Source organism: Candidatus Magnetaquicoccus inordinatus (genome assembly GCF_004217665.1).
In the GTDB taxonomy this organism is placed as follows: domain Bacteria; phylum Pseudomonadota; class Magnetococcia; order Magnetococcales; family Magnetaquicoccaceae; genus Magnetaquicoccus; species Magnetaquicoccus inordinatus.
In genome coordinates this window covers 1-12614 of the sequence record NZ_RXIU01000103.1, presented here as the reverse complement: position 1 = coordinate 12614, position 12614 = coordinate 1, and the positions used below count along the sequence as shown (strand labels likewise).

The following is a 12614-nucleotide window of genomic DNA, read 5'->3' as shown; positions in this document are numbered from 1 at the left end:
ACATTACCAGCAGGGCTTTGCCCTGCACCCACCAGGAGGAGATAATCTCCTCCTGGACCTCCATAATAGTTTTCTGATTTTCAAATGCGATTGCCCTGACCATTCCCCCCAGCCCGCCCCAGTAATTTCAGCCAGATCACAAACAGCCTTGGCGAAACACTCCACTTCCTATAGATTCACTCAGCAACAGGCAACCCAGTCTGCACACCTTTCATTCTATAAAGCTGTTTTGAAAAGGAGATTATCGTGATAAAGCATCGAATGGGTCGGATTTTTTCGTCACTCTGCCTAGGGGCCTCCCTGCTCGCCATGATGAGCACAGCCCATGCCGATGGCAACTATGTCAATGGGGTGGAAGGTATCAAAGCCGCCAGCCTCCCCCCGCCAGGCGTCTATTGGCGGTGGTATAATTTATTTTATAAATCCACCACACTGAAAGATACATCCGGCAATAAATCGGCCGCCGATCTCAATTTGGATGTCTTTGCTTCCGTAAACCGTCTGATTTGGATCACCGACAAAAAGTTTTTGGGTGCCGATTATGGCATGGATCTGATCATTCCCCTGGTCAATACCAACTTCAAAATTAACAATACCACCACCGATTTCAGCACCTTTGGTGTCGGAGATGTGCTGGTTGAACCCGTGGTACTCTCCTGGCATGGACAAAACTGGGATGCCGCCACCGCCCTGGGAGTCTATCTGCCTACAGGCGATTATAACCGCTTTGATCCCTCCTCGCCCGGATTGGGCCAATATACCATGATGTATACGTTGGGCGGCACCTGGTATTTTGATAAAGAAAAAACCCTCTCCGCCTCTCTGTTGTCCCGCTACGAAATTCATGGCGACCGCAACGAAGGAGATCTGAACAAAGGGGATGATTTCCACTTTGAAGCAGGCATCGGCAAGAAAATAAACGATATTTTTGAAGTCGGTATCGCCGGTTATGGACAATGGCAAATGACCGATGACAGCGGCCGCGATGCCGTCAACCCCACCGTGCATGATCGGGTGTTTGGTATTGGCCCGGAAGTGCTGATTACTGTCCCCGCCATCAAAAGTGTCGTTTCCATCCGTGGCACCAGCGAATTTGGTGGCCGTGATCGCCCGGAAGGCAATATGCTCACCATAACCTTGACCAAACCATTGCAGTAGACTTTTGCCGCACAATCAAGATGGCCAAGGCAGAAAACCCTCTCCTTGGCCATCCCCCATTTTGTCCCTCCTGGCACTCGCTATTATCCAGTAGGCATGCCCCGATATTTGCCAATAAATGCAAAATCTACCAGCAATAAATCTCCCCCCCCCCATCCAGCAAATGAATCAATAGCCCTCCTCTCTTTCTGGAAAAAAATTTGTGCATTGTTTGCTCATTTTTCTTGCGCATGTATAGCCAGAAATATAACATATTGCCGCAGACAAATTATCAGCAACCGATAGCAGGCTTTCCTGTTGCCCCCCTTGCGCTGGCATGTGACGAAAGCAAACATCTCCTACACAACAGATCAGGCTCTCTGATTCTGTGCATACCCAAAGCAGTGGCTCAATAAACGGTTGGTAACCGGTAAAGGATGAAAACCATGAAAGGTAAAATAGCATTACACATTATGCTGGGACTGGCGGCACTCTTCTATGGGATGACGGCAGGAAGCGCGGAAGAAAAAACAACAGAAGCAAAAGCCAGCAAGGAGATCAAATCGGTCGCCTGTCTGGACTGCCACACGCAGGAGACACCCAATATTGTCTCCGACTGGTTTATTTCCAAACATCGGCCACGGGGAGTGGGTTGTGCGGATTGTCACGGCGAAGAGCATCAGAGCAAAGATGATGTGGCCAAAGCCAAACAACCCACACCAGAGACCTGTGCCGACTCAGGATGCCACAGCAAACGTGTGGAAGAGTATCGCAAAGGTAAACATGCAGCAGGTTGGGCAGTGATGAAAGCGATGCCGACCATCCACTGGCAACCGATGTCGATGATTGATGGCCAGAAAGGGTGTGGCGGCTGTCACAAGATCGGCGAAAAATCAGAAGAAGAGATGAAAAAACTCAAGGAGGCCGGCTCCAAATATGGACATGCAGCCTGTGACTCCTGCCATACCCGCCACACCTTTTCTGTAGCGGAAGCACGGGAACCCCAAGCCTGCCAAACCTGCCATATGGGTTTTGATCATCCGCAATGGGAGATGTATTCGGCCTCCAAACATGGGGTGCGCCATCTTTTGAAACAAAACAAGGTGATTTCACCGAATGCCGCAGCTCCCACCTGCCAAACCTGCCATATGCAGAAAGGCAACCATGAAGTACGCACACCCTGGGGATTTTTGGCGGTACGTTTGCCACTGTCCGAGGATAAAGAGTGGGCGGCAGATCAGGTGACCATTTTGCAGGCTCTTGGTGTACTGGATCCAGAAGGCAAACCGACAGCACGTCTGGAAGCGGTAAAAGCAGCCGATGTGGCACGCCTGACCCAGGAGAGCTTTGATGCAGAGCGCGACAAACTGGTAAAAGCCTGTGTACAGTGCCATTCAGAAAACTTTGCCCGTGGCGAGATGGAAAAAGGGGATAAGATGATCCGCGAGGCCGATCGCCTCCTGGCAGCAGCCATTCGCGAGATTGCTGGCTTGTACAAGGATGGCATTTTACGCCAACCGAAAGAGTATTCCTATCCGTTCCCGGATCTGCTCACCTTCCATGATGCCCCCACCCCGATCGAACAAAAATTGTTTGTGATGCATCTGGAACACCGCATGCGCACCTTCCAGGGAACCTTCCATGCCAACCCCGACTATGCCCTCTGGTATGGTTGGAGCGAAATGCAGCGTGATCTGACAGAGATCCGCCACATGGCCAAAGAGATGCGCGAAAAACATGCCCAGGAAGCAGAAAAAACCAAGAAAAATTGATCTGCTTGCCAGACATCAACACTCTTGACTACCCAGCCGGGCCCTTATGGGCTCGGCTTTTTTATTGGCAAAATCTCTCGCACAACCCCCGCCATCCCCCCGATTGCCACAGGAAAGTCGTTGCATGCCGGCACAGCAACATTACTGCGATTGCACCCACTGCATAAGCACATCATCGATGCGGGATTGCCAACCACTACCCGTGGCGCGAAAAGCATCCACCACGCTCCGCGACAGACGAATCGTAATCCTTTCCTTGGTAGGTGATTTCTGCGCTCCACGCAGTTTGCGCTGCAATGCCGACGGTAAACTGTCTATTGTGTGAAACACACGGAGATCGTCTTGCAACAACTCCCTGACTTCTCCGTCGTCATCCGTCAATGGTTTTCGGTTTGCCATATCTCTTTACCTCTCGTGCATTGGCCTTGCGGAAACTGATTACCCGAATACCGTTCACTGTCTCCACGAAGCAGAGAACGTGTAAACGATGGTCAAGATAGCCAATAGCCACATATCTTTTTTCACCATAATCGTGCCTGTCATCCACGCTAAACAAAGCCGTTTTGAAGTCGAACCGGACTGCATCGTCAAAGGAAATACCGCGTTCGCGGATGTTCTTCATAGACTTGTCTGGATCAAAAGTAATATTCATAGAGCAAATTGTATGCACAATTTAACGCCGCGTCAAATATTCATATCAGCAGAGATGAGAAGAAAAATCTCCATCACCACATGCAAAGCCTGAATACATGCACAATCGCCAAAGATGAGAATCAGGTATGACCTCCCCCCTACTCTTTCCCGCTATCGTTGCCTCGCCTGCACCGTTTTGACCATATTGATAAACTCAGCGCGCAAACCACTGCCATCCTCACCCTTGCCCTTTTGCGCCTGCTCCACAATGCGCGCATAGCTGAAGTCACCAAGCAGAGAATCGTTGCGCAGCTTGAGCCCAAAAGCGGCTACCGCCGCCGCAAAACGATGATTCGCCGGTATCTCATCATCATTGCTGAAAGCCACCTTGTCGGTAATAGGCTGCTCCAGCAGTTGGCTGTTGCTCTCCCCAGGGGTTTTATAGCGCATCTTGAGAAAAGCATATTCTTGGGCATGGGCTTTGGTACGGCTCTTTTCCCCCTTGCCGCCCGCTTGTGCCTGCCCGGTTGCTGCCGTCACACTCTCCTCTGCCTCGTTGCTCTCCTCGCCATAACGCAACGGTTCAACAGCCCGTTTGCCTTTGGAGCCGGTGAGGGTCAGTTCATAGAGGGCGGTGACCGAGTGACCCGCTCCCACATCACCAGCATCCACCTTGTCGTTATTAAAATCCTCCCGCTTTAACATACGGGTTTCATAGCCGAGAAGACGATATTCGCTCACCCGCGCCGGATTAAACTCCACCTGGATTTTGACATCATTGGCAATGGGAAAAAGATTGGCAGTCAGATTGTCCACCAACACCCGGCGGGCCTCTGTCAGCGAGTCGATATAGGCAGCCACACCGTTGCCATTTTGCGCCAGAGACTGCATCAAGGCATCGTTATAGTTGCCATATCCCACCCCCAATACCGACAGATAGATGCCGCTCTTGCGCTGTTCCGAAATAAATGCCTGCAGCTCCTGCAAGGAGGTCATACCCACATTAAAATCACCATCGGTAGCCAAAATCACCCGGTTGACCGCTTTGGGGTTAAAGGTTTTTTTAGCCAGCTCATAGGCCATGCGGATCCCTGATCCACCCGCCGTTGCACCACCAGCCTGCAAAGAGTCGATCACCTCTAAAATCTTCTCCTTTTCTGCCACTGCCGTAGGTTGCAAGCGAATGCCCACATCACTGGCATAGACCACGACAGCCACTGTATCCTCAGGGCGCAACTGGTTGACCATCATGGAAAAAGCAGTGCGCAGCAAGGGCAAACGATTTTCTGGCGCCATGGATCCCGACACATCCACCAACAGGGTCAGGTGCGCCGGAGGGCGCTCTTGGGGAGGCGGGGCATAGCCTTTAATCCCCACCAGCATCAACTTTTTCTCCTCATTCCAGGGAGCGGGAAAGAGGGCCACTGTGGGCTGAAAGGGATGTTTGAGACTCTTGGGCAAGGGATAATCATAATCAAAATAGTTGATCAACTCCTCCACGCGCACGGCATCGGCTTGGGGAAGCTGTCCCATGTGGATTGTCCGCCGCAGGAAGGCATAAGAGGCGGTGTCCACATCCACCGAAAAGGTGGAGATCCGCTCCTCCTTGACCACCTTCAGCGCATTGGCTACCACTTGCGGAAAGCGATCCTGGTTTGCTGGCACGGCAGGAAAGAGCATAGGGGCACCGTGGGCTTCTGCGAACCTCTTGGCAGATGGAGCAGGATGCGGCGCTGGCCGCGCTCCCTGATCGACTCCAGATTGCATAGAGGAGCTCCCTCCAGGCTGCGGAACGGATGACCGAGCAGCAGAGTTTAGTGCTTCTGTAGGTTGGTGACCGCATGCAGTCAGCATCCCCCCCAGCAACACCAGCACAGCAACGACGACCAGGGGAGCTCGCACCAGGGATTTAAGGTCATATTTCATAAACAATCTCCATTTATAACTATTCAGGTTCGTGCTGGCTCGCCAGCCAGCTCTACCCCCATGGGGATGCTGTGCGGATTGGCGCAAAAAAACGCGCCAATGCGCACCTCCATTAGGCGCTTAAGCCGACGCAAAAAGCGCTTCCGCGTGGTGCGCAAATCGCGCCAAAAATAAAAAACAAAACCTCAGCAGCTTTGCCTCTGGGCTCCACCAGGGAGGCGCCATCCCTTAACCTGCAGTTGTTTTGGGTGATGGATGAATAGTGACGATTATTTGTAATTCATTAATGAAGCACAATAGCGTATGATAAAAAGCAGTTCAACCCTTTCACTCTGTATCAGGAGCTTGTTTGTGATGAAAAAACCGATTCTTGCCCTTGTTCTGGCCAGTATGGCCGCTGGCACCACTCTGGCGGCGTTGGCCGATGAGACCAATCCGGCCATCGTGCATCGTCAGGGGATCTACAAAACGATGGCCGGTCATATGACTGCCATGAAATCGATCCTGTTCCTGGGCTTTGAGGCGCCGCAAGATCTCTCTTTCCATGCTCAGGGGATTTTGGATAGCTTTATGCACATGGGCAACTCCTATCCGCCGGGCTCAGACAAGGGTGAAACCAAGGCCAAGCCGGAGATCTGGAGCCAGCCTGAAAAGGTCAAGCAGCGGGCGATGGATGCGGTTGGAGCGGCCAAGGATCTGGTAGCCGCCACCTCTGGGAGCGACAAAAAGGTGATGGTTACAGCATTCAAAACGATGGGTGAAAAGTGCAAGGCCTGCCATGACGACTTCCGCAAGGAGTGATGATCGGGTTGCGGTCTGGGATCTGCCGACCCGTTTGTTTCACTGGGGGTTGGTTCTGCTGGTGATCTCGGCTGTGCTCTCCCGGAACTGGGGAGATAGCCTGTTGGTCTGGCATATGATCAACGGCTATGCCCTTCTGGTTTTGCTGGTGTTTCGGATTTTATGGGGAATAGTTGGCTCCTCCACCGCCCGGTTCAGCTCTTTTGTGTGCGGACCGGGCGCTGTCATCGCCTATCTGCGCGGGGCTTTGCGCGGTGAACACCAGCTTTCGGTTGGCCATAATCCGGCTGGTGGCTGGTCGGTACTGGCCATGCTGGCGGTGCTGACCTTGCAGGGGGTGACAGGGTTGTTTGCCAGTGACGATATACTGGTCAAGGGACCGCTGGCCTTTCTGGTTTCGGAGCGGAGTGTTGCCTTGCTCTCCACGCTGCACCGCTGGGGTATTCTGCTGCTGTTGGGGCTGGTAATGTTTCATCTAGGGGCGATTGCCCTCTACCTGAGCAAAGGAGATAATCTGATCCTGCCGATGATCACCGGGCGCAAACAGCGCGCCCAACTCCCCCCCAACACACCAGCCATCACCCCACGCAGCCATGGTTTGGCCCTGGCCATGCTGGCACTGGCAGCCCTGCTGGTCTGGCTGGGCATCGCCTTTTGGAAATGGTGACCACCCCGATCCAGAAACACTGCACTACTGCACCGTTGGAAGGCTGGATCAAGCAACAAATTGCCCCCTTATTGCCCAACCCAGCCACCAACTCAGCACGGTTCCCAAAGCACAATTGTCGGGAGATCTAAGGGTAAGCGGAGAGCTCTCCGCTTACCCTTAGATGAGATGAAAGCCTGGATAGCTCTATAATGACTGCGGATAGGAAATTGATTGGGGGTTCCTTGATTTATCCAAATTTGCATAGCGTCCCCAAATTTCGATATGGCAGACCTCGATTTACGACTTCAAAAATTAAAAAAGTTAGTGTTCCTATATTTTTCCACTTTTTTAGCACCTCTTCTTCCATATCTCTTTTAGAGCTGACATAATGTCCTTTCTTCCTAAACTGGTATTGACATACAGTCTATTACTCCAAAGATCACCTTCCTGTTCAAAAGTATACACCTCGATATACTGTTTTTTATTTATTGTAATGCTGTATTTTTGTGCAATCTCTATATTCTTTTCAATTGTTCTATTTATTAACTCATTATAACGCATTCCATCAGGTGAATTATTATCATAACCAGGTCCTTCGGCATATGAATTGCCAACCACGTTGTTTATAATATCAATATATCTTTGTGTATTTATATAACTAGCTTCTTCGTGCAAAATAACAGGATTGCGATACGACGCAAAAATACCAAAAGGATAGACTTTTCCATCTTGAACGCTTAGATTTATGGGAGGAGCAAAGAACGGCACTGAAATTAAACAAAAACTTGATAACTGCCTTATATTATTTCCATACGCATATACATATCTTGCAAAAAGCACTGCCCTTGCCATACAACCGCGTAAATATTGATTCTCATTTCCATTATTCCATTTATCTCCTTCTATTTCAAACACGACATCCACTGGACGTTCAAGCAAGCGTCGTGCTTCTTCAAACGCGGCACTAATCAGTTTCTTTTTTGCATCTCTTCCTCTGGCGTTGTTTCCAATAAATAAATATTGAATAAACAATAGATTGCTATCAGATGAAAACTCAAAATATATAAAACCAAATATTCTTCTATGGCGCTCAAACCATTTTGTTTTTTCTACCGCTACTAATAGATACGTACTCTCATCAGTTTTATCAAACCACTTTCTCCAGTGCTCAATAGGATCCCAACCAGGGAAATTTTCTTCATCAATATTATCTGAATAAAATTTATCAAACAGATAAAAAAGTCTATCTTTTTTTGTACCCTCATAATAACTGTTTCACTTGGAAGTGAGCTTATTGCCTTATATAACAATTTCATCAAAATCCGTAGAATTTTATAATAAATTTCAGCGTTCATTATCATCAACCCATTGTATTAATATATCAAACCTGGAAACACCTTACACATTTATCAACTGCATCAAAATAAATAAGGCATCCCAAAATTTGCCCGATTCAATCAATGTCTCATGACTCCACACAAACAGATTCAACCACATTTTCTGCAGAGGCTTGCAGTTTACCTGCCTGTGGAAACTCCAACAACATGGAGTAGCTCACTTTTATCATCTCGGCGCACTGGACACCAAAGCATTTCCCGTTGGAAATGTGGTTGGCGTTCCCAGATGCCGATATGTATAGTGACCCCAGATTCCCAGACACCTTTTCCTTTAACAACAGCCTCACCACTTGCGCGCGCAATCAATGGCGTAGACTGTTCCTAACAACAGATAGCTCTCACGCTGTCACGAAGGATCCGCAAGAACACTTTCAATCGTGGTCGCATCCAATATGCGTAAACTCCACTCCTCCAAAGTCGACGGCTCTGCCTTGGCAATCTTTTCACTGGCCCACACAGGCAGGTTACCAAATCGGCGCTGTAATTGGCGCGTCAGAATTGCCGCTTCCCCTTCATGACGTCCATCCACCCTTTCCTGCAAGAATAGCGGCCGCAACACTTCGTTTTCCATTATGTTGAACGTAAGTGCCATTTTCTCAGCCTCCTGTTTTACTACTGTTTCCAAACGACGCAAGCGAGACAAAATGACCAGCCTGGTCAGGGCATCCGCTCTACCTTTATCTGGCAACGCACTGATTCGATACAAAATATGCTGAATTGTTTCGTGCACATCTGCCATCCGACACAAAATTGCCAGTATATTTTCCTCCAACAAAGAACTGGCCAGCAACTCCTGACAGTCCATATCGCGAATGTCAACCACATCATAGCGGAACGTGAGCCGATCCTCCTCTATCCCCGCCTGCGACCACCACTTCGCCTCCCCAACATACAACAGCTTTTGCTTGAGCAACCTTTCTGGATGCTGCTGCCTGATCAGAGCATAATACATCAACATTCGCCAACTGACCGCCTCAGATTTGCTGCGCAATTCAATATGGGTAAGAGAACCATCTGCCATCAATAAAAGCAGATCCGGTACGCGCTTCTGGGTAGAGGAAAACTCAACTGGTAACGATTCAACAGCATGACACCCAAACAACAGATGCAACAAACGCTGAGGCGGATCCCTGAACAGATCCTTCAGTGTGGTATCATACTGCGATCTGTTTCTATCCAGTTGCTCCGCCATTCTCTTTCCAGGTAACCTTCTGCGCAACCTATCCCTCTGCAAAGTGCCTTACACAGAGAGCAGGATCCTTCTGCCCGCCAGCAGATCAAACAACAAATAAAATCAATAAATTATTTCTCATTCCCCCCTTGCCTGCCAAACTCTCTACCTACCATCTACTGGCCAACCAAAAGCGGCAAGAACATAACTGCAATCCTCCAGCATACGGACCACAGAGAGAGAAGATTCCAAATCGTATCACAACAGCACACCCTTTAAGCAAAAGATGGTAGCAAAAATAACATCGGGATGAAAACAAAAAACAGATACCAACAAAAATATTTTCCTGTGCAGCTCAAACCTACCCCATGGCGCGACAGCTTTACATCTTTGCATTCAGCAAAAACATCTCAATACATTGCTTTTGTTATTTTTGTTTAAATATCGCCTCAGCAAGTTTGATCAAGACAAGGACAGGAGGTCTCTTGGCAGCCTCCAGACTGGAGAAAGGAAAGAGCACCATTACCAAATCACCGGGTTGGCACATTATTCCAGAGCTCGTCTTCTGGATTATCCAGTACATGGCCTCTCGCCTCTTCCTGGACACTCATCAGAGCCATCTCATCTGGGATTGCCAGTCGTCCACGGCGATATTCCAGGTAGTCAATAAAGCTCAACACCTCTTTGGCAATGGGCGGTGGCAGGGTGCGCACTTTGCTCTGAAGTTTTTCGAAGGGAGAAGCGCCGACAGTGCGTGCTCTGCGCATTGGACTTCTCCTTCAGCACAATCCAGCCTCTGATAAAGCATAACAGAAAATTCCCGGCCACTACCAGACAAAACAGTGGCAAACCTTGGAACACCTTACACATTTATCAACCACATCAAAACATGCAAGGCATTCCAAGATTTGCCTGATTCAATCTATGTCTCGTGACTCCACAATGACAGATTCAACCACCTTTTCTGCATCAGCTAATAGCTTGCCTGCAAAAACGACCACCAGGAAATCATATACAGAGTCCTATACTCCGGCTTCTAATCGCCAGGCAGGGTGTTGCTCTGTCGGCCAGTTCTACTGGTCACTTTTTGGCTTCTGGGGCTGCATTGTCGGGTTTTTTCTGTTCTTTTGCCCCTTGTTGCTCATTTTTCTGTTCAGTGATATCAATTGCAAACACCATTCCACCAAGAGTATGCGCTTTCTTACTCACTGTTATGTTGGCTGAGGAGAGAGTTTTATCCAATATACTCTTAGCCTTGCCGTAGGAACAGAGAGACTCATAGTTAACCAAGGTTTGATAGGCACCCAAATAATCAAAACTATCTGAATCCTTATCAATTTCAGTTGCAGCTTTAGCCATCATTTCTGAGATTCTCTCTTGCACTACAACAGAGGAAGGTGCCAATAAAAATGAGTCTTCATATTTATCCAAAATGGTATTGATAGTACCCTTCCCAGTAGACAAACCAAGCATCAAATCTGCGGATGGATTACTAAGATTAAGCAAGCCTATACCAAAATCGCTCACCGAATTGAATACAGACTGGTTATAATCAATTTTTCTCTCCTTTTCACCCATTTTATCAAACCACCTTTTGCATACTATATTAACGGTGGCAATGCCTGATTTCAAAAATTCTTTCGCAAGCCTACTATCACCAGGCTTGTCATTAGAATTATTATAATCAACGATAAGCTTTTTAAAAATATCATTATCTCTGTTTACCGCATAACTGGCAGAATCAGTGTTTAGCTCATTGATTCTCACTGGATGCAACTCCTTGGATGCACACCCGGACAATACGACAACAGACAACATGGCGCTCAATACGCTAATTTTATTCATTGTTCCCTCTCTATCTCAGGTTAAGTACTACAGATTAAAGTGCGCATGCCTCAGCAACAGCAATTTGCACCCGTTGGTAATACAGTTGACCAGATCCCCCAACACACTCTTCTCTACACTTGTCAATATACCCGTCGCGATAGTGCAACGCCTGCGCAGAGACACTCTCTGCACAACCAGTTACTGGCACTGTTCTCCAGGCAAAGCGGGCACACACCAGCCAGAGCCAGAGACGCCAGCAGGCTCAATGAAAAACGCACACCTGCAGACCTAAAGCTTATAAGCAGAAAGGTCGCCTACCATCGCAAAAGTATGTTCATCGGCGGGCATAATAGCAAAACAGACAAAAAGACAAAAAGAAAAAAAACAGATGTTGGAACTTTTTTTAATTATTGATAACTATAACATCATCAAAATTTCGTTAATAAGATATTTATCGTAATAAATTGCATTATAAATAACAAGGATAGGCAGACATGTCCTGTTTGCATAAGATGATTGTGTACAATCCTGGTTCAGAACAGGTTATACAAAATGAAACAGATAAATCTTTTTACCTAAACTGTCATCATGAGGATGATTTTGCCCGGCGAAAAACGGTGCACTGTGCAGAGTAAGCACATGGGCACATTTCCGCGCTGTGGCCACAAACCATAAACTGTGCCAACTGGCTCTTCGCCCTCCCTGAAAGCGCCCCTGCGGGGCATAAAATTGTGCGCCGAGTGCGCATGCGTAAGCATTTTTTTACGCAAACACTTGGACCAAACCGACAAAATCTTTACTATGATCGGCAATCTTGCCTTGCGGAAATCATACCCCCGCACTTGCCAGGGAGCTCTTGGCAGTGATTGCGACAACCATCCAAAAAACAATCAGGGCATGTAACTATTCAGGTTCGTGCTGGTTCGCCAGCTCTACCCCCATGGGGATGCTGTGCGGATTGGCGCAAAAATGCGCGCCAATCCGCACAGCTTGCGTCCATTAGGCGCGCTGCGCCGACGCAAAAAGCGCGTCGGCTTGTTTTGAAAGGCGCGCCAAAAGCAAAAGATTAAAAGATTAAAAGATTAAAAGATTAAAAGATTAAAAGATTAAAGGATTAAAGGATTAAAAGATTAAAAGATTAAAAGATTAAAAGATTAAAAGCAAAATCCCAGGGATTCCATCCCTGGACCCGGCCAGGGAGGTGCCCTCCCTGGACCCGCAGTTGTGTTGGGTGGTGAATAGTTACCAGGGCATAAACTCAAAATGCGCAGCAATGGATAGAGTAGGCCATGAACAGCCCA

11 protein-coding genes are annotated in these 12614 nt (G+C 48.2%); 4 read left to right on the top strand and 7 right to left on the bottom strand.

Features of this window, described 5'->3' with window-relative positions; translation table 11 throughout:
- Positions 1-246 precede the first annotated feature (246 nt).
- A complete protein-coding gene (locus EJP87_RS09030) occupies positions 247-1158 on the top strand; it encodes a SphA family protein (RefSeq protein ID WP_130471540.1) in 912 nt (303 codons plus the stop codon).
- Positions 1159-1574: 416 nt separating this feature from the next.
- The gene (locus EJP87_RS09025) at positions 1575-2909 is read left to right on the top strand and encodes a multiheme c-type cytochrome (RefSeq protein WP_420886853.1); all 1335 of its coding nucleotides are present in this window, start codon (positions 1575-1577) and stop codon (positions 2907-2909) included.
- A 141-nt stretch (positions 2910-3050) separates the two neighbouring features.
- Here EJP87_RS09025 and EJP87_RS09020 read toward each other — a convergent pair whose 3' ends face one another.
- The 3 genes from EJP87_RS09020 to EJP87_RS09010 all read right to left on the bottom strand — a co-directional run bounded on the left by EJP87_RS09020 (position 3051) and on the right by EJP87_RS09010 (position 5222).
- Complete coding sequence (locus EJP87_RS09020; RefSeq protein WP_130471538.1) at positions 3051-3308, bottom strand: BrnA antitoxin family protein; 258 nt, start codon at positions 3306-3308, stop codon at positions 3051-3053.
- Positions 3280-3561, bottom strand: a complete 282-nt coding sequence (locus EJP87_RS09015; protein ID WP_130471537.1) for a BrnT family toxin — start codon at positions 3559-3561, stop codon at positions 3280-3282. The genes EJP87_RS09020 and EJP87_RS09015 overlap by 29 nt, the downstream gene beginning before the upstream one ends.
- Before the next feature lie 152 nt (positions 3562-3713).
- The gene (locus EJP87_RS09010; protein ID WP_193771256.1) at positions 3714-5222 is read right to left on the bottom strand and encodes a vWA domain-containing protein; all 1509 of its coding nucleotides are present in this window, start codon (positions 5220-5222) and stop codon (positions 3714-3716) included.
- A gap of 600 nt (positions 5223-5822) precedes the next feature.
- On the opposite strand from EJP87_RS09010, the gene EJP87_RS09005 reads away from it, so the two are divergent.
- Both EJP87_RS09005 and EJP87_RS09000 read left to right on the top strand, forming a co-directional pair.
- Positions 5823-6269: a c-type cytochrome gene (locus EJP87_RS09005; RefSeq protein WP_193771255.1), complete on the top strand. Its 447-nt coding sequence runs from the start codon at positions 5823-5825 to the stop codon at positions 6267-6269.
- Positions 6247-6936 (top strand): cytochrome b/b6 domain-containing protein, encoded by a 690-nt coding sequence (locus tag EJP87_RS09000; RefSeq protein ID WP_130471534.1) that lies wholly within the window; start codon positions 6247-6249, stop codon positions 6934-6936. The genes EJP87_RS09005 and EJP87_RS09000 overlap by 23 nt, the downstream gene beginning before the upstream one ends.
- A gap of 330 nt (positions 6937-7266) precedes the next feature.
- On the opposite strand, the gene EJP87_RS08995 is transcribed toward EJP87_RS09000, so the two are convergent.
- The 4 genes from EJP87_RS08995 to EJP87_RS08980 form a co-directional block, all read right to left on the bottom strand.
- The gene (locus EJP87_RS08995) at positions 7267-7950 is read right to left on the bottom strand and encodes a hypothetical protein (RefSeq protein ID WP_130471533.1); all 684 of its coding nucleotides are present in this window, start codon (positions 7948-7950) and stop codon (positions 7267-7269) included.
- 711 nt (positions 7951-8661) lie between these two features.
- Positions 8662-9507: a DUF4351 domain-containing protein gene (locus EJP87_RS08990; protein WP_130471532.1), complete on the bottom strand. Its 846-nt coding sequence runs from the start codon at positions 9505-9507 to the stop codon at positions 8662-8664.
- A gap of 509 nt (positions 9508-10016) precedes the next feature.
- On the bottom strand, positions 10017-10253 hold the full coding sequence (locus tag EJP87_RS08985; RefSeq protein ID WP_130471531.1) for a hypothetical protein: 237 nt from the start codon (positions 10251-10253) through the stop codon (positions 10017-10019).
- Positions 10254-10566: 313 nt separating this feature from the next.
- Complete coding sequence (locus EJP87_RS08980) at positions 10567-11331, bottom strand: hypothetical protein (protein ID WP_130471530.1); 765 nt, start codon at positions 11329-11331, stop codon at positions 10567-10569.
- Positions 11332-12614: the final 1283 nt, after the last annotated feature.

Bases quoted from the DNA above. Each gene is read 5' to 3' on its own strand.
- EJP87_RS08990 (WP_130471532.1), bottom strand. From the start codon at position 9,507: ATGGCGGAGCAACTGGATAGAAACAGATCGCAGTATGATACCACACTG.
- EJP87_RS09020 (WP_130471538.1), bottom strand. From the start codon at position 3,308: ATGGCAAACCGAAAACCATTGACGGATGACGACGGAGAAGTCAGGGAG.
- EJP87_RS08985 (WP_130471531.1), bottom strand. From the start codon at position 10,253: ATGCGCAGAGCACGCACTGTCGGCGCTTCTCCCTTCGAAAAACTTCAG.
- EJP87_RS09000 (WP_130471534.1), top strand. From the start codon at position 6,247: ATGACGACTTCCGCAAGGAGTGATGATCGGGTTGCGGTCTGGGATCTG.
- EJP87_RS09010 (WP_193771256.1), bottom strand. From the start codon at position 5,222: ATGCTCTTTCCTGCCGTGCCAGCAAACCAGGATCGCTTTCCGCAAGTG.
- EJP87_RS09015 (WP_130471537.1), bottom strand. From the start codon at position 3,561: ATGAATATTACTTTTGATCCAGACAAGTCTATGAAGAACATCCGCGAA.
- EJP87_RS08980 (WP_130471530.1), bottom strand. From the start codon at position 11,331: ATGAATAAAATTAGCGTATTGAGCGCCATGTTGTCTGTTGTCGTATTG.
- EJP87_RS09005 (WP_193771255.1), top strand. From the start codon at position 5,823: ATGAAAAAACCGATTCTTGCCCTTGTTCTGGCCAGTATGGCCGCTGGC.
- EJP87_RS09025 (WP_420886853.1), top strand. From the start codon at position 1,575: ATGAAAACCATGAAAGGTAAAATAGCATTACACATTATGCTGGGACTG.